This window comes from Micromonospora sp. NPDC023644, from assembly GCF_040640115.1.
Lineage (GTDB): Bacteria > Actinomycetota > Actinomycetes > Mycobacteriales > Micromonosporaceae > Micromonospora.
In genome coordinates this window covers 117702-137952 of record NZ_JBFABA010000015.1, presented here as the reverse complement: position 1 = coordinate 137952, position 20251 = coordinate 117702, and the positions used below count along the sequence as shown (strand labels likewise).

The window sequence follows — 20251 nt, the reverse complement described above, 5'->3', positions numbered from 1 at the left end:
CCTGCGCCGGCGGGCCGGCCCCCGGGGCGGGCCGGGCCGGCTGCGCGGCCGTGACCGACGGCGACGCCGTGGGGCCGACCCGCTGGCCGGTCGGTGCCGCTCCCGGCCGGCCGGTCGGTTCCGCCCCGGGTCGGCCGGTCGGGGCGGTGGTGGGCCGACTGGTCGGGGTGGTGGTGGGTCGGCTGGTGGGGGTGACCCCGGGGCGGCTGGTCGCGTCGCCCCCCGGTCGGCCGGTCGGGGTCGTGGAGGGCCGGCCGGACGGGCTGCCGTGCGGACCGGGGCTCGTCGGCTCCGGGGCGGCCAGCACCCGCTCGCAGTAGCCGGCCACCTCCTTACGGCCACCGGCGGCGTGGATCAGCCTGCCGAAGGCGGCGTCGTCCAGGACGCCGCCCGGCTCGTCGCCGGCATCCTCCCGGTACGCCCGGCACAACTCCCGCACCGCCGCGTCCGGCTCCGGCCGACCGTCCGCCCCGCCCGTCGGGGCGGAGGGCGGGTCGGGAGCCGCCGTGGGGGAGGCGCCCGTCGTGGGGGCGGGCAGGGGAGCGGCGGTGGTGGGTGCCGGACCCCCCAGCGGGTAGGGCAGCGCGCCCCCGGTGGCGGCGAGGGCGACGCCGCCCGTGAGGGCCAGGGCGGCGCCGGCGAGCGCGGCGCGGACGCCGAACCCCGCCAGGGCGGGCCGCCGGCGCCGCTCCGGCAGCCCGAGCGGATCCCCGGCCCGGGCCAGCCGGTAGGCCCGTACGGCCGCCTCCTCCCCGGCCAGCTCGCTGGCGTGGGGCGCGGCGCGGACCGCCGTCAAGAGCGACGCGACGGACCGCGGACCGTCCTGCGGGTCGCGGACCGGACCACCGAGCAGCCGCTCGACGGTCTCCTGGTCCATCCGGTGTGCTTTCATCTCGTGTCCCTCAGCGCCACGGGCCGCCGGGCCGTCACACGGTAGGGGTGTGACGTCCGACAAACACGGGTCGGGGAGGGGACCGGCTCAGCCCATGGTCTTGGCGCCGTCGATCGCCTCGCGCAGGATGTCGGCGTGCCCCGCGTGCTGGGACGTCTCGGCGACGAGGTGCAGCAGGACGCGGCGGACCGACCAGCTCGCGCCGGGCTCGAACCAGGGGGCCTGCGGCAGCGGGTGGGTGGCGTCGAGGTCGAGCGTGCCGACCAGTTCGTCGGTCGTGGCGGCGACCCGGGCGTAGTCGGCGAGCAACCCTTCCAGGCTCTCGCCCTCGTGCATGCGGAACTGGCCCGCCCAGTCGACCGGCTCGCTCTCCATCGCCTCGGCGCCGCCGACGGCGAACCGCATCCACCGCCGCTCCACCTGCGTGACGTGCTTGATCAGACCGCCCGGACAGAGCTCGCTGACGGTGCTGCGGGTCGCGGCCTGCTCGTCGGTCAGCCCCGCGACGGTCCGCCGCAGGAAGTCGCGGTGCAGGCGCAGCGTCTGCACCAGGTCGGCCCGCTCGCCGGTCAGCTGTGCGGTCGTGGTCGTGGTCGTGGTCATCGCCACGCTCCTCTCCTGGGGCCTCTCCGGATTTCTGGCTTCTCCGGACGCGGCCAGCATAGGAGCGCCCACCGACATCGAAGGCGGTGCCGGACGCCGGATTTCCGCCAGCGGTTGCTGATCTGTCCGGTCCGGGGTGCACTGAATCACATGGGTGTGATCAAGGTGGGCACGTCGTCCTGGGCGGACCAGATGCTGCTTCGCTCGGGCTGGTATCCGCGTGCGGCGAACACCCCGGCCGGCCGGCTCGACTTCTACGCCGGGCGGTATCCGCTGGTCGAGGTGGACACCTCCTACTACGCGGTGCCCGTGCCGGAGACGACGCAGGGCTGGGTCGACGCCACGCCCGAGGGCTTCACCTTCGACGTCAAGGCGTTCAGCCTCTTCACCGGTCACCCGACACCGGTGGCGGCGCTGCCCCGCGACCTGCGCCCGGCCGGCGGCCCGAGCCGGATCCGCCGCCGCGACCTCCCGGCGGCCGCGTACGACGAGCTGTGGGACCGCTTCCGCGCGGCGCTGGACCCGATCGCGGCGGCCGACCGGCTCGGCGCGGTCCTGCTCCAGTTTCCGCCGTGGCTGGCCCGGGGGGCCGCCGCCGAGCGGCGCATCGCCGAACTGGCGGAGCGGTGCCGGCCGTGGCGGGTCGCCGTCGAGCTGCGCCACGCGTCCTGGTTCGACGGCACGGCGGCGCTGGACACGCTCGCGTTCCTGCGGGAGCGCGAGCTGTCGTTCGTCTGCGTCGACATGCCGCAGGGGCACCCCTCGTCGGTGCCACCCATCCTGTTCGCCACGGCGGAGCTGGCGGTGGTCCGGTTCCACGGGCACAGCGCCGCCTGGGAGACCGGGGACAAGCAGGAGAAGTTCCGCTACGCGTACGGCGACGAGGAACTGCGCCGCTGGTCGGAGCTGCTGGTCGAGCTGGCCGGGCAGGCGGGCGAGCTGCACGCGCTGTTCAACAACTGCTGCGGCGACCAGGCCCAGCGTGACGCCGCGCGGCTCGCGGAGCTGTTGGGCGTCGAGCCCGCGGGACGGGACCGGGCGGCGCGGGCGGGAGCCGGCAGGCCCTCCTGACCACGGGCGCGATCGGCGACGCCGCGGGGTTTCCCCGGCGGCCGGTCGGGTACCGGCGGGACGTGAGCGACGGAAGGGGACGCGGTGATGGGTGAGCAGCGGCAGGAGCACCCGGGGGACGCGCCGGGCGTACCGCAGGACGCGGCGGCGCGCGAGACCCGGCAGGCGCAGGAGGCGCACGGGGGCAGCATGGTGCCCGGCCTGGTGGACGACACCGGACACCCGGTGGCGGACGACCCCGCCGGGGTCGCCGGGGAGGACACCGCCGGCGGCTGAGCTCGCCCACCGCGCGGCGGCGGCCATGGCCGGACGGGCCGCCGGCACGAGCTGCCCGGGTGGGCCGCCGCCAGGAGGCGGCCGGCCGGGCGGGCCGCTGCGGTCGGGGTCGTGGCGGCGGGTCTTATTCCGTCGACCGTGGCCACCGCCCTCGGGGATGATCGCCCGATGGCGGCAACCTCCCGCGCGCTCCTGCGCTTCCAGTTCGACCTGACGTGGTCGCTGTTCGAATACCACCTCGAGCGCCTCGACGCGGCGGACTTCCTCTGGGAGCCGGCCGCGCTCTGCTGGACGGTGCGTCGCGGCCCCGACGGCCGCTGGACACCCGACTGGGCCGACACCGAACCCGACCCCGTGCCGGTGCCGACGATCGCCTGGCTGTCGTGGCACATCGGCTGGTGGTGGACGGTGACCATGGACCATCTCGCAGGACGGCCACCACGGCAGCGCACCGACGTCGGATGGCCGGGCGCGGGCGAGCCGACGGTCGCCTGGCTGCGCGGCCTGCGCGCCGAGTGGCTCGGTCAGCTCGACCGCCTCGGCGACGACGACCTCGACGGCGCCGCGCCGTTCCCGTGGCAGGACGACTCGGGGCACACGGTGGCGCACATGCTCGGCTGGGTCAACGCCGAGTTGATGAAGAACGCGGCCGAGATCGGTCAACTCCGGCTGCTGCGCGCGGCCGGACGCGCCTGACGCCGGGCGCTCGGCACGGGGGCCGTCCCGGCCGCGATCCGGCCGTGGGAGCGCCGGTCAGGAGCGTCGGCCCCTGGTGCGCAGCGCGTCCTCCGTCCGCTCCTCGACGTCGGCGGCGTCGGGGAAGGACCGCCGGGCCGGCGCCGGGTCGGGCGGCGCGCCGGGGCCCGCCGGCCGCGTGGGGGTCGGTTCGACCGGGCCGAAGCCGTGCCGCCCGGCGGGGCCGGACGGTCCCGCCGGCTCGTCGGCGCGCCGCTCCCCGCGCCGCCCCTCCGGCACGGCGGTCTCCTCGCTGCCCTCGTCCATGGGGTCGTGCTCGCCGGTGCCCCACGGCGGCTCCACGTCCAGCCCGTCCCTGGTCACCCATGCGGTGGTCGCCTCCGGTGGGCGTCGGTCCCCGCCGCGTCCGTCTCCTGCCGTCATTGGCCACCTCGCTGGTCGGTCCGCCGGTACCGGCTCCGATTGCCCGTCGCCGGGGCGGTCATGCCTCGCCGGCGACCCGGCGGCCGGACGCACCGGGCGCAGGACACGCGGCGGCGCCCCGCCGCGGGAGGACACGCGCGGCGGCGCCCCGCGGAGGACACGCGCGGCGGCGCCCCGCCGCCGAGGAGTCGGCGGGACGCCGCCGCGCGGCACGTCGGTCAGCAGCGGCCGGACTTCGCCATCCGCTTCTTGTTGGACATGCCCATCGCCATGAGCGCGCCGATCCCCTTCGGCGCGTTCCGCGTGCCGCCCACGCGCCCCAGCATCCCCCGGAACACCTCGCCGGGCTTCTGCTGCTCGCCCATGTACGCGGTCATCACGATGAGCGCCCCGGTCATCGCCGGGATCGCCCACTGGAGCATCCGCATCTGCCGCTGACACGACGCCACGTTCGACGGCGTGTGCGAGTTCGGCTCGGTGACCCCCTCGACCGCCGGCCCGCCGGCCTTCTCCAACTTCATGCCGAGCAGCCGGCTGTAGCCGGTCACCGCCAGCGCGCCGACCGTCAACGCCGTCTTCAGCGTGCTGGCCCGGGCCACTCCCGCCTGGGCGGCCACCCGGGGGCTCTCCGTCACCAGTTCCCCGACGGCCCCCGCCAGGTGGGCGCCGATCGCCGCGGCGTTCACCGGGGTCCACCGGGCCCAGCCGGCCGAGGCCATCGGCAACCGCTGGGTCGAGTCGTTCATCTGTGCCGCCGCGCCGTTGACGCCGAACGCTCCCATCAGGGAGCCCCCGAACCAGGCCGCCAGGCCCAGGTCGTGCATCGAGCGCAGTGCGGTGTGTCGTTCGGACATCTGATCCCCTTCCACCGTGTCGGGCGGTGCGGCATACCCGCCGCCCGGTCGGCTAATCCCGCCCGTCACCTGCCGATACGCCGCAGCGGCACGGATACCGGGGAAGAGCGGGAACCGGTGGCGTCGGCGCCGGCCGACGATCGGGACCGGGCGGGGGGAGTCGGCGGGGCCGGTGGCGGGTAGATCGTCGGACGACCCGACGAGAGGGGAAGCGGATGTCGCAGCCCGAGGAGAGCCGGGAGAAGACCGCGTCGACCGACGCGGTGCTGATGCACCCGGACAACGATCCGCGCAAGACCACGGCCCAGGTGCCGCCGCCGGCCGAGCGCGGGGAGACCCGCGTGGAACGGGACGGCGAGATGGTGCCCGTCGACACCGACGAGTGAACACGTGCCTCCCGGGCGGCCCGCACGCCGCCCGGGAACGGCGTACGGGCTCGGTGGCGAGGTCGGGAGCGAGGGAACGTGGGTGACGGACGGGACCGGGTGGGAGAACCGGCGGCGGTGGACCACGCCCGGATCTTCGCCGCCGCGCCGTCGCCGTACCTGGTGCTCACCCTGGACCTGGTGATCGTCGAGGCAAACGAGGCGTACCTGCGCGCCACCGCCCGCACCCGCGAGGAGCTTCTCGGGCGGGAGCTGTTCGCCGTGTTCCCGACGAACCCGGACCACCCGGAGGGCAGCGGGGTGCCCAACCTGCGGGCCTCCCTGCTGCGGGCCCGGGACACGGGCCGGCCGGACACGATGGCGTTGCAGCGCTACGACATCCCCGACGGGACCGGCGGCTTCGTGCGGCGGTACTGGAGCCCGATGAACGTGCCGATCCTCGACGACGACGGGCGCGTCGTGCTGCTGCTGCACCGACCCGAGGACGTCACAGACTTCGTCCAGGAACGGCGACGGAGCAGGGACGAGCAGGCCCGCGGCGAGACCTTCCGGCGCCGCATGGAGGAGGCAGAGGCCGACCTGTACGCCCGGGCGCGGGAGCTGCGCGGCGCGCTGGCGGCCCAGGCGGTGGCGAACCGCCGCCTCGCCACCCTGGTCGACCTGGCCGCCGACCTGGCCGGCTGCGAGAGCGTCGCCGAGCTGACCGAGGTGGTCGTCGACCGGGGCCTCGGGGCGCTCGACGCCGACGGCGGCGCCGTGGCCGTCCGGGACGACGGCGGCGACCTGCTGCGGCTCACCCTCACCGACAGCCTCGGTGGTGTCGCCCGCGCCCGCTTCGCCGAGCTGCCGCTGACCGGCCCGCTGCCGTCCAGCGTCTCGGCGTACGCGGGCCACACGGTCTTCCTGCCCGACCGGGCCGCCGCCCTGGAGTTCACCGCCGAGATGGCCGACGTCGTCGCCTCGACGGGGCTGGAGGCGTGGGCCGCCCTTCCGCTGCGGGTGGGGGAGCGGCTGCTCGGCTCGCTGACCGTCGGCTGGCGCGCGCCGCATCCGTTCACGCCGCGCGAGGTCGAGGTGCTGGGCGCGTTCGCGGCGCAGTGCGCGCAGACGCTCGACCGGATCCGGGTGCACCGGGAGCAGCGGCGGACCTCGGAGACGCTGCAACGCAGCCTGCTCTCCGACCCGCCGCCGGTGGCCGGCCTCGACATCGCGGTGCGGTACCACCCGGCGGTGGAGCACGAGCAGGTCGGCGGGGACTGGTACGACGCCTTCCCCGCCGCCGACGGGGCCACCACCCTGGTGATCGGCGACGTCACCGGGCACGACCGGGCCGCGCTGACCGCGATGGCCCAGATCCGCAACACCCTGCGCGGTGTCGCGTACGTGCTGGGTGAGCCGCCGGCGGCGATCTTCGCCGGGCTCGAACGGGCCCTGCGCGGGCTGGGCGTGTCGACGTTCGCCTCGGCCGTGGTCGGGCACGTCCGTGTCCCGCCCGCCTCCGGCGACCCGCGGGCGGCGCACCTCACCTGGTGCAACGCCGGCCATCCGCCGCCGGTGCTCGTGCACCCCGACGGCACGGCGCGGCTGCTGGCCACCGACCCGGACCCACTGCTCGGCGTCGGACCGCTGCCCCGGCGCGACCACGAGCTCCTCCTCGCACCGGGCGCGACCCTGCTGCTCTACACCGACGGGCTCGTCGAGCGCCGCGACACCCTCATCGACGTCGGCGTCGAACGCCTGCGGGAGGCGGCCGCACGGCTGTGCGACCTGCCGCTGGAGCCGTTCTGCGACGCGCTCCTCGCCGAGCTGACGGCCGAGCCGGACGACGACGTCGCCCTGCTGGCGCTGCGGGTCGGCTGAGGACGGGTCAGCGGGCCGGCAGGTCGGCGGCGAAGCGGGCCACCCGCGCCGCCAGCGGCGCGCTCGCGCGTACCCAGGTGAAGTGGTCCATCCGGGCGCCGGACTGCGCCGCCGTGTAGCGCTCGCGGACGAGGGGCGCCCCGGCCAGCTTCGCGCACAGGTGGTCGACGGTCTCGTGCGGGGTGTACTGGTCGTCGTCGACGCTGACCGCGAGGACGGGGGTGCGCAGCGCCCGCACGGCCGCCTCGGCGTCCACCCCGTCCAGGTGCGGGAAGCGGCCGGTCCGCGCGGTGTGCGCCCAGTCCCGGATGACCCCGCGCGCCTGCCGGCCGCCGAAGCCCCAACCCGGCCAGACGCCGAGCAGCCGGGCGGTCGCCGCGATCCCCTGGGTGTACGGCAGGACGCCGTACCCGCGCAGGCCCGGGTAGCTGCGCCACCACGGGACGCCGACGGCGACCAGCGCCAGCCCGTCGACGTCGTGGTCGCCGTGCACGGCGAGATGCAGCAGCGCGGCCTGCCCGCCGAGGGAGTGCCCGAGCAGCAGCGTCCTCCGCCCGTCCCGCCGGGTCTTGAGGGCCGCCAGCGCGGCGCCCACGTCGGCGGCCAGTTCCGGGTAGCCGTACCGGCAGGCGCGGCTCGGCTTCGGGGTGCTCTCCCCGGTGCCGCGCAGGTCGGCCACCGCCACGGCCAGGCCGGCGGCGCGCAGCGCGGCGGCGAACGGCCGGTAGTAGCGCGCCCGCACGCCCATCGCGGGCGTGATCAGCACCAGCGGGGCGTCGGTGACGCCGTCCGGATCGGGGTACACCTGTAGCCCGAGCCGGGCCCCGTCGACCTCGACGTACTCCTGCCGGTACTCCCCCGTCGCGTCCACCGCCCCAGGCTACGGCCCGAGGCTACCGACGGGTAACCGTCAGGTGGCGGGCGTCACGCGTTCCCGGGCCGCCCGCGTCACGCCACCGCCGGGGCGGGACGGCCGACCGTGCTGACCGTGGCGTAGACCGAACTGAGCTGCTCGGCGCAGCGCTTCCACGAGTACCGGTTGCGGATCCGGTCCAGCGCCGCCGTCGCGTACGCGAAGCGCCGGACCTTGTCGGCGAGCAGCCGGCGCACCGCGGTGCCAAGGGCGCGGGGGTCCCGGGGTGGCACGAGGTCGCCGGTCAGGCCGTCGACCACGGTGTCGGCGATCCCGCCGACGTTCGTGCCGACGACCGGCACCCCGCACGCCATGCCCTCCAGTGGGGTGAGCCCGAACGGCTCGTACCAGGGGGCGGCCACCAGCAGGTCCGCCGAGCGGTACCAGGGGGCCAGCTCCTCCCGGGGCAGCCCGCCCAGCAGCTTCACCCGGTCGGCGACCCCGCAGGACTCGGCGAGCGCGCGGAGCCGGCGGGCGAAGCCGTCCGCGGGGAGCAGCTCCGCCGGTGGGCCGCCGATCACCACGCACTCGGCGTCCGGCACGGCGGGCAGGGCCCGGACGACGTCCTGGATGCCCTTGTGTTCCACCATCCGGCCGACGGTGACGATCCGGGGCCGGGCCGCGTCGCGCGGGGCGACGGGCCCGTCGGGGCGGAACAGCTCCTGGTTGACCCCGGCGGGGACCAGCGTCATCCGGGCCCGGGGCACGCCGAGCCGCACCAGTTCGCCGACCTCCTCCTGGCACTGCACGATGACCCGGTCGGCGGCCCGGCCCAGGGCCCGCTCGTAGCCGGCCCGGCCCGGTGGGCTGGTGTCCCGGGCGCCCGGTTGCCGCCGCTTCATGGAGCCGAGGCTGTGGTAGGTGAGCACCACCGGCACGCCGGTGCGCCGGCCGGCGTGCAGCGTGGCCAGCCCGCTCGTCCAGAAGTGGGCGTGCGCCACGTCCGGCACCCAGCCACCGTCGCGCCACTGACCGGCCAGCCAGCGGCCGAACTCGCCCAGGTGCGGCAGCAGCTCGTCCGTCGGCACCCGCAGCGCCGGCCCGGCCGGCACCTGGCACACCTGGTAGCCGTCCGGGGTGACCACGGAGTCGGGCGGGAGGGTGGAGTCCCGGCGGGTGTAGACGCGGACGTCGTGTCCCTCGCCGACCAGGGCGGCGGCGAGCTCCGCCACGTGCGTGTGCTGACCGCCGGATTCCCCCGACCCTCCGACGGCGAGCGGACTGGCGTGCTCCGAGATCATCGCGATACGCATGTGCTTCCTCCATCGGCCGGCCCGTCGGCGGGGACCCGGTCGAGCCCCGGGGCGTCTCCTCGCCGCCTGGCGGACCCCGCCGCAGGAGTCCCTACCCCCGGCCTTGCCTCCTAACCGCCACCCGCCCGGCTCGTCCTGACTCGACCGTCGGTCGGGTGTGCAGACACCGGCGGGCGGCGGGGCGAACCGCCCCACCGCCCGTGACCGCTCGACGACTGTCGATCAGGACCGGTCGTCGTGCAGCATGCCCGGCCCGAAGACCTCGTAGGCGATCCGCTCCACCGGCACTCCCCGGCGCAGCAGGCCGCCCCGGACGGTGTTCATGAACGGCAGCGGCCCGCACAGGTGCACGTGGGCGTCGGGGGAGAGCGGGATCAGCGCCGGGTCCACCCGGCCCGCGATGACCTCGGCGGTCACCCCGGCCAGCTCGCCGTCGGTGAGGTCCTCGTACCAGAGCGCGGTGCGCAGGTTGGGCAGCGCGGCGTGCAGGCGCGGCAGTTCGCCGCGGAACGCGTGCGCCGCGCCGGCCCGGTCGGCGTGCACCAGCACCACCGGACGCTGCGGCTCGGTGGCGGCCAGGTGCTCCAGCGCGGCCATCGCCGGGGTCAGGCCGATGCCCGCGCTGACCAGGAGCAGCGGGCCCTCCCCGGCCACCGCGCTGACCTCGCCGAACGCCGGGCTGAGCCGGAGCACGTCGTCGACCCCCACGCGCTCGTGCAGGAAGGTGGAGACCATGCCGTCGGGGGCGTCGCCGGTGCCGCGTACCCGCTTGACGGTGATCCGCCAGTGGTCGGCGCCGGGGCGGCCGGAGAGGCTGTACTGGCGGATCTGCTGGCCGCGCCCGCCGTCCAGGTCGACGGCGACCGAGGTGTACTGGCCCGGGACGAAGGTGGGCACCGGGCCGCCGTCGGCCGGGACCAGGGTGAACGACACGACGTCCAGCGCCTCGGTGGCCCGGGCGACGACCCGCCAGTCCCGCCAGACCGACTCGCCCTCGGCGAGCCCGGCGGTGGTGTAGAGGCGGGCCTCCCGGGCGATCAGCTCGCAGGCCAGCAGCCAGTAGACCTCGTCCCAGGCCGCCGCGACCTCGGCGGTGACGGCGTCGCCGAGCACCTCGCCGACGGCGGCGAGCAGGTGCCGCCCGACGATCGTGTACTGGGTGGCGGTGATGCCCAGCGAGGCGTGCTTGTGCGCGATGCGGTCCAGGATCGGCCCCCACGGCGCGCTGCTGCCGCCGGTCAGGTGCTCCGCGTACGCGACCACGGCGGCCGCGAGGGCGGCCTTCTGGGTGCCGGTGGCCTGGTTGCTGCGGTTGAAGATGTCGAGCAGTTCGGGGTGCGCGTCGAACATCCGCTGGTAGAACCGGCCGGTGATCGCCTCGCCGTGCGCCTGCACGGCGGGCAGCGTCGCCGTCACCACTGCTGCTGAGGACTCCGAGAGCACGACTGTCTCCTTTTGAGGTGAACCGCTCGAACCCCGACAGCAAAACAGGTATTCGAGATACCTCTTCAGGGTCGAAGGTCCCGGGTCCAGGGTCGTCCGGATCACACCCCGGGTCCGGTCGACCGTGGTGCGCGGTCGACAGCGCTGGCTAGGGTCGGGACGTGAAGCTCAACCGGTCCACCGACATGGCGCTGCGCATCGCCATGCTCGCCGCCGCGAACCCGCGACGGATGACCGTGGAGGAGCTGTCCGACCAGCTCGACCTGCCCCGCAACCATGTCGCCAAGGTGGTGCAGCGGTTGCAGCGGATCGGCGTGCTGGTCACCATCCGGGGTCGCTCCGGCGGGGTGGCCTTCGCCGAGGGCGGCGGGGACGCCACGGTGGGGCACGTGGTCCGGGCCTTCGAGGGCGACGACGAGGTGGTGTCCTGCGACGAGCCGGCCTGCTCGCTGCGCGCGGCCTGCCGGCTGCGGGGCGAGCTGCGCCGGGCCCGGGACGCCTTCCTCGCCGTGCTGGACGGCGTGACCCTCGGCGCGCTCGTCGACGGGCCGACCGGCCCGGTGCTGCTCGCCCTCGGTCTGCCCCGCCCCCGGCCGGTGCCCGACGCGGCGTCGCCGCAGGGGCCGCCGGAGCGCGGCGCGCCGCCGTCGGCCGCCGTGCCGGAGCGTCCCGCGCCGCCGTTCGGTGCCGGCTCGTCGCGGCCCCGGCGGTTCGTACCCGATCCGGTCTGAGGAGTGGCGATGTCCGGCAGCACGGTCTCCCACCCGGTGTTCGCCCGGGTGTTCCAGCGGGCGAGCGTGGCGATGGACCGCGCCGGCGCGGCCGCCCACCGGCGGCGTCTCGTCGCCGGCCTCGCGGGCCGGGTGGTCGAGGTCGGCGCCGGCAACGGCCGCACCTTCGCGCACTACCCGGGCACGGTCGAGCGGGTGCTCGCGGTCGAGCCGGAGCCCCTGCTCCGGGCGGCGGCCCGGGAGGCGGCGGCCGGGGCGCCCGTACCCGTGGAGGTGGTCGACGGCCTCGCCGAGGCGCTGCCGGCGCCCGACGGCGAGGCCGACGCCGTGGTGCTGTCCCTGGTCCTCTGCTCGGTGGCCGACCAGGCCGCCGCGCTGCGCGAGGCCCGCCGGGTGCTGCGGCCCGGCGGGCAGTTGCGCTTCTTCGAGCACGTACGCGCGCAGACCCCGGGCCTGCGCCGCGTGCAGCGGTTGGTCGACGTGACCGTCTGGCCACTGCTCTGCGGCGGCTGCCACACGGGCCGCGACACGGTGGCCGCGATCCGGGCCGCGGGTTTCACCGTCACCGAGCTGGACGCCTTCCGCTTCCCCGACAGCCGGCTCCCGGCTCCCGCCGCCCCGCACGTGCTCGGCGTGGCCACCCCCGACTGACCCGGCCCGCCCGCGACCGCGCCCGGGCTCCTTCGACCGTGCCGGGCAGGGGTCCTTCCGGCCCCGGACGCGACGGAACCCCGCGCCGGGCGGCACGGGGTTCCGTCGACGCGCTCGCGGTCAGGAGACCGTGATCGAGCCGTCCCCGGCGCGGACGCAGGCCACGGAACGCGCACCGGTGCTGGCCGCGCCCGTCAGGCACTGCCCGAGCACCTGGTGGCCGGCGGCGTTCGGGTGCCACGACTCCTGGCAGGTCTGGAAGTAGCTCACGCAGGTGTTCGCGATCCGCTGGATGGCGATCTTGTCCTTGCCCGCGAGGCTGGTGACGAAGACGCCGTTCGGCGGGTTGTCCTGGAGCCGGATCGGGGTGGCCAGGGCGCCGGCCGGGCTGGTCCCCGACTCGCAGAGCCGGGCGCCGTCGAAGGCCCGCTGCACGTTGAGGTAGACCAGGTCGGCGCCGGGGAACTCGGCGGCCAGGGTGTCGCGGGTGGACTTCACCAGGGTGCCCAGGCCCTGCGAGAAGCGGTGCCCCGGCAGCAGGCTGGCCCGGTGGATCGGGCAGCCGGCCGCGTACCGCTCGGCGCCCAGCGCGCGGAACTTGTCCCGGGTGTCGTCCCGGCTGTCCTCCTCGTGGAACCGCGACTCGAGGTCGAACGGCAGCGGGTTGGTGTAGTCCTGGAAGACGACGCGGTGCTGACCGTCGGCGTCGATCTCGCGCAGCGTGGCGAGGAGCTGGCGTACGGCCGAGGTGGTCTCCGCGGTGGCGGCGCTCCACTGCGCCGCGGTGGCCAGGTCGGCGTCGCTGCACGGCTTCTGCTCCACCGGCCCGCCGAGGTAGGCCCAGAACTCCCACCAGCCGGTCCAGGCGTCGGCGATGAACCGGTTGGCGCACTTCTCGGCGACGCTGCCGAAGGTGAACGAGCTGTTGTTCGAGCCGAGCCCGAGCAGCACCAGGTCGATGTCGTGGGTCTGGCCGACCGCGCGGAGCTGGTCGAGCTGGGCGGCCACCTGGCGGCCCTTGGCCCGCGCCGAGGAGGCCGCGGCGATGTCGTGCGGCTGGCCGCCGGAGCAGGCGAGGTTGAACCGGTCCTGGATGCCCGGCAGGCTGGCCCGGTGCAGGGACGCGTTCGCCGAGCGGTGGCAGAAGAACGCGTTGTCGTTCGGGGCGGTCCAACCGGGGAAGCCCTGGGCGACCCCGTTGGCGTCGACCACCGGGGTGTACGCCCCGGCGCCCTCGCCGCTGATGAAGCTGTCGCCGAGCGCCACGGCGGCGGTGGGTGGGGCCGCCGAGGCCGGGGCGGGCAGCCCGACGGCGGTCGACAGGCTGGCGGCGGTGGCGACGGCGAGCGCCGCCGCGAGGGCGGTACGACGGAACCTGGACATGACGTCCCCCATCTGTCCATCGAAACGTGAAAGATCCTCCGAGGGCGCGATCAGATCACTCCCGCATGACGGACGTCAATGGCTCGTAACAAAATCGTTCCGTGCGGGACATCCGCTCCGGTGCGCCGGCTGGCCGCACCCGGCGGCAGCGGTCGGGGCCCGGGCTGGTCGGAGGCCGGTGAGGCGACCTCCCCGCGGCGGCGTCCGTCGCTGCGGGAAGGCGCGCCAGGGCGCGGGTGTTGTGCAGGTGGACCCGCCCGTCGCCGGCTCGTTCGCAAACCGGTCAGGGCGGCACCGACGTGCCGGATCCGGACGGAACGCGCGACCGCGCCGCCCGGCTCCGCCCCGCGACGGGGAGCGCGCCTCGCTGCGGGGCGCCGTCGTCCTGTCGCATCTCCCGGTTAGGCTCGCTGCGGCGCGCCGGCCGGCCCGCGACGTCGGACGCGGCACCACATCGCCGAGACCTGGGAGTACGACCAGTTGACCGCAGAGCCTGAGACCCTGTACGGGGCCGACGACCTCACGCACCTCGAGGGGCTGGACGCCGTTCGCAAGCGGCCCGGCATGTACATCGGCTCCACCGACAGCCGTGGCGTGGGTCACCTCGTCAACGAGATCCTCGACAACTCCACGGACGAGGGCGTCGCCGGCCACGCCACGAAGGTGGAGGTGACGCTGCACGCCGACGGCTCGGTCCAGGTCGACGACGACGGCCGGGGCATCCCCACCGACGTGCACGCCAAGTCCGGCATCTCCGGCGTGGAGTTGGTCCTCACCCGGCTGCACGCCGGCGGCAAGTTCGGCGGCTCCGGCTACAAGACCTCCGGCGGTCTGCACGGCGTGGGCGCCTCGGCGGTCAACGCGCTGTCCCGCCGGTTCGACGTCACCGTCCGCCGGGGCGGCAAGGTCCACGCGATGTCGTTCCGGCACGGCGTGCCGGGGATCTTCGACGGCGACGGCCCCGAGGCCGCGTTCACCCCCGGCCCCGGGCTCCAGATCGTCGGCGCGATGAAGCGCGGCCAGCGCACCGGCACCTCGATCCGCTGGTGGCACGACGCGCGCTACTTCGAGACCGGCGCCACGCTGGACGCCGACGCCGTGCGGACGAAGCTGCGCAACACGGCGTTCCTGGTGCCGGGCGTGAGCTACACGCTGCGCGACCACACCGGGGAGGAGCCGACCGGGGAGAGCTTCCACTACCCCAACGGCCTGACCGACATGGTGGAGTTCCTCGCCCCGGCCGGCGACCGGCCCGTCTCCGGCATGCTGATGGTCACCGGCGAGGGCACCTACCGGGAGAACGCCGCCGACGCCAACGGGGTCATGCAGTCCAACGTGCAGCGTCGGGCCGAGGTCGAGGTGGCCTTCCGCTGGGGCACCGGCTACGAGCGCACCGTCGAGTGCTTCACCAACACCATCCGCAACGCGCACGGCGGCACCCACCGCAAGGGCTTCGAGCGGGGCCTGGCGCGTACCCTCGCCGACGCCGTGCGCAACACCCGTGGCCTGCTCAAGGCCAAGGAGGACCCGCCCACCCTGGACGATGTCCTGGAGGGCATGACGGCGGTCGTGCACGTCCGGATCCCGGAGCCGCAGTTCACCTCGCAGACGAAGGACGAGCTCTCCACCGCCGGCATCACCAAGGTCATCCAGGCGCTGGTCGAGCAGCACCTGAAGGCGTGGCTGGAGGACCGGAGGACCAAGGCAGAGGCGCGTACGGTCCTGCAGAAGATCGTCGACGCGGCCCGGGTGCGGCTGACCCAGAAGCAGCAGAAGGACGCCGCCCGGCGCAAGACCGCCCTGGAGGGCGCGTCGATGCCGCCCAAGCTGGTCGACTGCCGCGCGGCAGGCATCGAGCGCAGTGAATTGTTCATCGTGGAGGGCGACAGCGCGTTGGGGACGGGGCGACTTGCCCGGTCTGCCGAATATCAGGCGCTTCTTCCGATCCGAGGCAAGATCCTCAACGTGCAGAAGGCCAACCTCCAGCAGGTGCTGGACAACGCCGAGTGCGCGGCCATCGTGCAGGTGCTCGGTGCCGGCTCCGGCCGCACGTTCGACCTCTCCGCGATGCGCTACGGCCGGGTGCTGATCATGGCGGACGCCGACGTGGACGGCGCGCACATCCGCACCCTGCTGATCACGCTCTTCGCCCGCTACATGCGGCCGCTGATCGAAGCCGGCCGGCTCTACGCGGCGATGCCGCCCCTGCACAAGATCACCACCAGGGGGCGCAACCCGCAGACGATCTACACCTACACGCAGGCGGAGATGGAGGCGACGGTCCGCAAGCTGGAGAAGGCCGGCAAGCAGATCGTCACCCCGATCCCGCGGTTCAAGGGTCTCGGCGAGATGGACGCCGACGAGTTGTGGGAGACCACGATGAACCCGGCCACCCGGGCGGTCCGCCGGATCACCCTCGACGACGTCGACGCCGCCGAGCGGATCCTCGAACTGCTGATGGGGGAGAAGGTCGAGCCGCGCCGCAACTGGCTGATCGACTCCGCCGACCGGGTCGACCGCGAGGCGATCGACGCATGAGCACCGCCCGCCGAGAGGGAAGCTGAACGATGGCACGCCGTAAGGACGACCGCGCCAAGGTGGACCTGTCCGCCTTCGACCAGGCCGGCGCGCGGGTCTTCGACAACCCGCTGGTCACCGAGGTCTCCGACTCCTATCTGGAGTACGCGTTCTCGGTGATCCACTCCCGCGCCCTGCCCGACGCCCGCGACGGCCTCAAGCCGGTGCACCGGCGCATCCTCTGGTCGATGTACGAGCAGGGGCACCGCCCCGACCGGGGGCACGTGAAGTCCGCGCGCATCGTCGGGGACGTGATGGGCAAGTACCATCCCCACGGCGACACCGCGATCTACGACGCGATGGTGCGCCTGGCCCAGGACTTCTCGCTGAACGCGCCACTCATCGACGGGCACGGGAACTTCGGCAGCCCGGACGACGGGCCGGCGGCGTCGCGCTACACCGAGGCCCGGATGTCGCGGGAGGCGATGCTGCTCGTCGGCGAGCTGGGCGAGGACACAGTCGACGTCGAGCCCAACTACGACGGCTCGCTGACCCAGCCCACCGTGCTGCCCGCCGCGTTCCCCAACCTGCTGGTCAACGGCGCGTCGGGGATCGCGGTCGGCATGGCGACCAACATGATCCCGCACAACCTCGGCGAGGTCGTCTCCGCCGCCCGCTGGCTGATCAACCACCCGGACGCCACGCTCGACAAGCTCATGGAGTTCGTCCCCGGTCCGGACCTGCCCACCGGTGGCGTGCTGCTCGGGCTCGACGAGGTGCGCCGGGCCTACGAGACCGGGCGGGGCGTCGTCCGGATGCGGGGCAAGGTCGAGATCGGCCCGCTGGAGGGCAGCCGTGGCCGGCAGGCGATCACCGTCGTGGAGCTGCCGTACGGCGTCGGCGCCGAAAAGGTCATCGCGGCCATCACCAACGAGGTCAACAAGACCAAGCGGCTCACCGGCATCGCCGACGTCAAGGACCTCACCGACCGGGAGAGCGGCACCCGCCTGGTGATCGAGTGCAAGGTCGGCGTCAACCCGCAGGCGCTGCTCGCCGACCTCTACCGGCTCACCCCGCTGGAGCAGTCGTTCGGCGTCAACAACCTGGTGCTGGTCGACGGGCAGCCGCAGACCCTCGGGCTGAAGGCGCTGCTGGAGGTCTTCCTGGCCCACCGCTACGAGGTCGTGACCCGGCGCAGCTCCTACCGCCGCCGCAAGCGCGAGGAGCGGCTGCACCTGGTCGACGGTCTGCTGATCGCCCTGCTCGACATCGACAGGGTGGTCAAGCTGATCCGGGCCAGCGAGGACGCGCAGGCCGCCAAGGACGGCCTGATGCAGAAGTTCAGGCTCTCCGAGATCCAGGCCACCTACATCCTGGACACCCCGCTGCGCCGGTTGACCAAGTACGACCGGATCGAGCTGGAGGCCGAGCAGGAGAAGCTCCGCAAGGAGATCGCCGAGCTCTCCACGATCCTCGACGACCCGAAGGTGCTGAAGAAGGTCGTCTCCGACGAGCTGGCGGCGGTGGTGAAGCAGTTCGGCGCGCCGCGCCGCACCACGCTCGTCGACGGGGACCTCAAGGAGGTGCTGGCCGCGTCCGCGCCGGCCGGCCCGCTGGAGGTCGCCGACGACCCCTGCCAGGTGATCCTCTCCGCGACCGGGCTGGTCGCCCGGACCGCGGCCGAGTCGGAGGAGGCGTCCGAGGGGCGCCGACGGCACGGCCGGGTCAAGCACGACGCCGTACGCGCCGTCGTGCACTCCACCGCCCGGGGCCGGGTGCTGCTCGTGACCAGTGCCGGCCGGGCGTTCAAGGTCGACGTGCTGCCGCTGCCGGTGCTGCCCGAGCAGGCGGGGACGGTGTCGCTGCGCGGCGGGATGGCCGCCGCCGAGCTGGTGCCGCTGGAACCGGGGGAGACCGTGGTCGGGCTGGCGCCGCTCGGGCCGGCGGCCGAGGGCTCGCCGGGCCTGGCCCTGGGCACCCGGCAGGGCGTGGTCAAGGTCTGCGCGCCGGAGTGGCCGGTCCGCTCCGACGAGTTCGAGGTGATCGGGCTGCGGGAGGGCGACGAGGTGGTCGGGGCCACCTGGCTCACCGACGGCGCGGAGACGCTCACCTTCGTCACCTCGGAGGCGTCGCTGCTGCGGTTCGCCGCCGGGCTGGTCCGGCCGCAGGGGACCAAGGGCGGCGGCATGTCGGGCATCAACCTGCCCGCCGGTTCCCGGGTGGTGTTCTTCGGCGCGGTCCGCACCGACGACCCGGGTCACGGTGAGCCGATGGTGGTCACCTCCACGGGCGCCACGGTGAAGGTCACGCCGTTCCAGGCGTACCCGGCGAAGGGGCGGGCGACCGGCGGGGTGCGGGCCCACCGCTTCCTCAAGGGTGAGACCGACGTGGCCGTCGCCTGGGTCGGGCCGCGCCCGGTGGCCGCCACCGCCACCGGCGAGCCGGTGGAGCTGCCGGCGGCGGACCCGCGCCGTGACGGCTCCGGCTTCGCCGTGATGCTGGGCCCCACCGTCATCGGCCACCAGATCGAACGCGACTGACCCATCGACGGGGAAGGGCCGGCTGCACCCGCAGCCGGCCCTTCCCCGTTTCCCGCCCCGGCCCTCCTGCCCGGCCTGGCCTCGGCCCCGCCCCGGCTCCGGCCGGCCCGCCCGGCTTGGCCCGGCTTGGCCTCGGTCCCGCCCGGCCTCGGTCCCGCCGCCCTCCCGGTCGGCCCGACCACAGGCGATCATGAGGTTGACTGCTCGGAACCGGACATGTTGCACCGCTAACCTCATGATCGACGCTGCCGAGGGCGAGGGCCGGTGAGGCAGAGGAGGCCGGAGCCGGGAGGAGGCAGGAGAGGCCGGAGCCGGGAGCCGGGGAGGCCGAGGGGCGGGAGACCGACGGCGGGGAGGCCGGGGGCGGGGGCGGTCAGCGGGTGGGGTCGGGGGCAGGGTCCGGGTCGGGGGTGTGGCGCGGGGTGGGGGTGGTGCCGCGTAGGTGGGCCACCAGGCGCATGCCGTGGTAGACGGCGAGGGCGGCGGCGGTGCCCAGGGCGATGCCGTTGAACGAGAGGTCGTCGGCGGTGAGGGTGTAGTTGGCCGCGCCGACGACCACCGCGACGGCGGCGGTCATCAGGTTCACCGGGTCGTGGAAGTCCACCCGGTTCTCGATCCAGATCCGCGCGCCGAGGATGGCGATCAGGCCGTACAGGGCGGTGGTGGCGCCGCCCAGCACGCCGGCCGGCACGGTGAGGATCAGCGCGCCGAACTTCGGGCTGAGCCCGAGCAGCACCGCCGTCAGGCCGGCCACCCAGTACGCGGCGGTGGAGTAGACCCTGGTCGCCGCCATCACGCCGATGTTCTCCGCGTAGGTGGTGGTGCCCGACCCGCCGCCGGACCCGGCGAGCATCGTGGCCAACCCGTCGCCCATGAACGCCCGACCCATGTCGCGGTCCAGGTTCCGGCCGGTCATCGCGGCGACCGCCTTGACGTGCCCGGCGTTCTCGGCGATCAGCACCAGGATCACCGGGATCACCAGCACGACCGCGCGCAGGCTGAAGCTCGGCGTGTGGAACTCGGGCAGACCGACCCAGGCGGCGTCCCGCAGCCCGTCGACCGCCTTCGGGTCCAGGTCGCCGAGCGCGGCGGCGAGGACCCAGCCGACCACCACCCCCAGCAGGATGGACAGCCGGGCGAGGAAGCCGCGGAAGGCCACCGTGGCGAGCAGGATGGCGGCCAGGGTCACCACCGCGATCAGCGGCTGCGCCTTCACGCCGGTGCCGCTCCCGCCACCGTCCCAGGCGACCGGGGCGAGATTCAGGCCGATCAGCGCGACGATCGCCCCGGTGACCACGGGCGGCATCAGCGCGTCGATCCAGCGTGACCCGGCGAGCTGGACGACCAGCCCGACGGCGGCCAGCGCCGCGCCCGCGACGACGATGCCGCCGAGCGCCGGGCCGATGTCCCCGCCGGCCTTGGCCGCCAGCACCGGCGCGATGAAGGCGAAGGACGAGCCGAGGTACGAGGGCAGTCGGTTGCCGGTGATCAGCAGGAACAGCAGCGTGCCGAGCCCGGAGAAGAAGAGCGTGGTGGCGGGCGGGAAACCGGTGATCAGCGGCACCGTGAAGGTGGCGCCGAACATGGCCACGACGTGCTGCACGCCGACGCCGAGGGTGCGCGGCCAGGAGAGGCGTTCGCCGGGGTGGACCACGTCGCCGGGGCGGACGGACCGGCCGTCGCCGTGGACCGCCCACGCGGACCAACGGGAGCGCGGCTCGGTGGAGGACTGGGTCATGGAACGCCCTTCGCGTCGGCA

At 74.8% G+C, this 20251-nt stretch carries 18 protein-coding genes; 9 read left to right on the top strand and 9 right to left on the bottom strand.

Translation table 11 applies throughout. The annotated features are described in order from the left end of the window. Together AB0G08_RS14815 and AB0G08_RS14810 are read right to left on the bottom strand one after the other, a co-directional pair. Nucleotides 1–892 (bottom strand): hypothetical protein (locus tag AB0G08_RS14815; protein ID WP_358087396.1); only part of this gene is annotated, 892 nt, incomplete at its 3' end. An 87-nt stretch (nucleotides 893–979) separates the two neighbouring features. Beyond that, the gene (locus AB0G08_RS14810; protein WP_358087394.1) at nucleotides 980–1495 is read right to left on the bottom strand and encodes a DinB family protein; all 516 of its coding nucleotides are present in this window, start codon (nucleotides 1493–1495) and stop codon (nucleotides 980–982) included. 150 nt (nucleotides 1496–1645) lie between these two features. Here AB0G08_RS14810 and AB0G08_RS14805 point away from each other — a divergent pair, with 150 nt between their 5' ends. The 3 genes from AB0G08_RS14805 to AB0G08_RS14795 all read left to right on the top strand — a co-directional run bounded on the left by AB0G08_RS14805 (nucleotide 1646) and on the right by AB0G08_RS14795 (nucleotide 3538). Beyond that, on the top strand, nucleotides 1646–2566 hold the full coding sequence (locus AB0G08_RS14805) for a DUF72 domain-containing protein (RefSeq protein ID WP_358087392.1): 921 nt from the start codon (nucleotides 1646–1648) through the stop codon (nucleotides 2564–2566). Nucleotides 2567–2653: 87 nt separating this feature from the next. Further along, nucleotides 2654–2842: a hypothetical protein gene (locus AB0G08_RS14800; protein ID WP_358087391.1), complete on the top strand. Its 189-nt coding sequence runs from the start codon at nucleotides 2654–2656 to the stop codon at nucleotides 2840–2842. A 168-nt stretch (nucleotides 2843–3010) separates the two neighbouring features. Then, nucleotides 3011–3538: a DinB family protein gene (locus AB0G08_RS14795; protein ID WP_358087389.1), complete on the top strand. Its 528-nt coding sequence runs from the start codon at nucleotides 3011–3013 to the stop codon at nucleotides 3536–3538. A 57-nt stretch (nucleotides 3539–3595) separates the two neighbouring features. Here the strand turns inward: AB0G08_RS14795 and AB0G08_RS14790 are convergent, their stop codons facing one another. Further along, on the bottom strand, nucleotides 3596–3901 hold the full coding sequence (locus AB0G08_RS14790; protein WP_357876626.1) for a hypothetical protein: 306 nt from the start codon (nucleotides 3899–3901) through the stop codon (nucleotides 3596–3598). Nucleotides 3902–4179: 278 nt separating this feature from the next. Then, entirely contained in the window at nucleotides 4180–4815 is a 636-nt protein-coding gene (locus tag AB0G08_RS14785; RefSeq protein WP_358087388.1) for a hypothetical protein, read from the bottom strand. Nucleotides 4816–5030: 215 nt separating this feature from the next. On the opposite strand from AB0G08_RS14785, the gene AB0G08_RS14780 reads away from it, so the two are divergent. Together AB0G08_RS14780 and AB0G08_RS14775 are read left to right on the top strand one after the other, a co-directional pair. After that, a complete protein-coding gene (locus AB0G08_RS14780; RefSeq protein WP_172896549.1) occupies nucleotides 5031–5201 on the top strand; it encodes a hypothetical protein in 171 nt (56 codons plus the stop codon). A gap of 78 nt (nucleotides 5202–5279) precedes the next feature. Next, the gene (locus AB0G08_RS14775; RefSeq protein ID WP_358087386.1) at nucleotides 5280–7061 is read left to right on the top strand and encodes a SpoIIE family protein phosphatase; all 1782 of its coding nucleotides are present in this window, start codon (nucleotides 5280–5282) and stop codon (nucleotides 7059–7061) included. A 7-nt stretch (nucleotides 7062–7068) separates the two neighbouring features. Here the strand turns inward: AB0G08_RS14775 and AB0G08_RS14770 are convergent, their stop codons facing one another. The 3 genes from AB0G08_RS14770 to AB0G08_RS14760 form a co-directional block, all read right to left on the bottom strand. Next, entirely contained in the window at nucleotides 7069–7932 is an 864-nt protein-coding gene (locus AB0G08_RS14770) for an alpha/beta fold hydrolase (RefSeq protein WP_358087385.1), read from the bottom strand. Nucleotides 7933–8009: 77 nt separating this feature from the next. Next, a complete protein-coding gene (locus tag AB0G08_RS14765) occupies nucleotides 8010–9227 on the bottom strand; it encodes a glycosyltransferase (RefSeq protein WP_358087383.1) in 1218 nt (405 codons plus the stop codon). A gap of 222 nt (nucleotides 9228–9449) precedes the next feature. Beyond that, on the bottom strand, nucleotides 9450–10718 hold the full coding sequence (locus AB0G08_RS14760) for a globin domain-containing protein (RefSeq protein ID WP_358087402.1): 1269 nt from the start codon (nucleotides 10716–10718) through the stop codon (nucleotides 9450–9452). A gap of 113 nt (nucleotides 10719–10831) precedes the next feature. Between AB0G08_RS14760 and AB0G08_RS14755 the strand changes: the two genes are divergently transcribed. Both AB0G08_RS14755 and AB0G08_RS14750 read left to right on the top strand, forming a co-directional pair. Beyond that, nucleotides 10832–11401, top strand: coding sequence for an Rrf2 family transcriptional regulator (locus AB0G08_RS14755; RefSeq protein WP_358087381.1), 570 nt, complete (start codon nucleotides 10832–10834; stop codon nucleotides 11399–11401). A 9-nt stretch (nucleotides 11402–11410) separates the two neighbouring features. Continuing rightward, nucleotides 11411–12052, top strand: a complete 642-nt coding sequence (locus tag AB0G08_RS14750; protein ID WP_358087379.1) for a class I SAM-dependent methyltransferase — start codon at nucleotides 11411–11413, stop codon at nucleotides 12050–12052. Nucleotides 12053–12172: 120 nt separating this feature from the next. Here the strand turns inward: AB0G08_RS14750 and AB0G08_RS14745 are convergent, their stop codons facing one another. Next, nucleotides 12173–13435 (bottom strand): hypothetical protein, encoded by a 1263-nt coding sequence (locus AB0G08_RS14745; protein ID WP_358087378.1) that lies wholly within the window; start codon nucleotides 13433–13435, stop codon nucleotides 12173–12175. 480 nt (nucleotides 13436–13915) lie between these two features. Here AB0G08_RS14745 and AB0G08_RS14740 point away from each other — a divergent pair, with 480 nt between their 5' ends. Continuing rightward, complete coding sequence (locus AB0G08_RS14740) at nucleotides 13916–15973, top strand: DNA topoisomerase IV subunit B (protein ID WP_358087377.1); 2058 nt, start codon at nucleotides 13916–13918, stop codon at nucleotides 15971–15973. A gap of 29 nt (nucleotides 15974–16002) precedes the next feature. Further along, complete coding sequence (locus AB0G08_RS14735; RefSeq protein ID WP_358087375.1) at nucleotides 16003–18492, top strand: DNA topoisomerase IV subunit A; 2490 nt, start codon at nucleotides 16003–16005, stop codon at nucleotides 18490–18492. 373 nt (nucleotides 18493–18865) lie between these two features. On the opposite strand, the gene AB0G08_RS14730 is transcribed toward AB0G08_RS14735, so the two are convergent. Beyond that, nucleotides 18866–20230, bottom strand: a complete 1365-nt coding sequence (locus AB0G08_RS14730; RefSeq protein ID WP_358087373.1) for a solute carrier family 23 protein — start codon at nucleotides 20228–20230, stop codon at nucleotides 18866–18868. Nucleotides 20231–20251 lie beyond the last annotated feature (21 nt).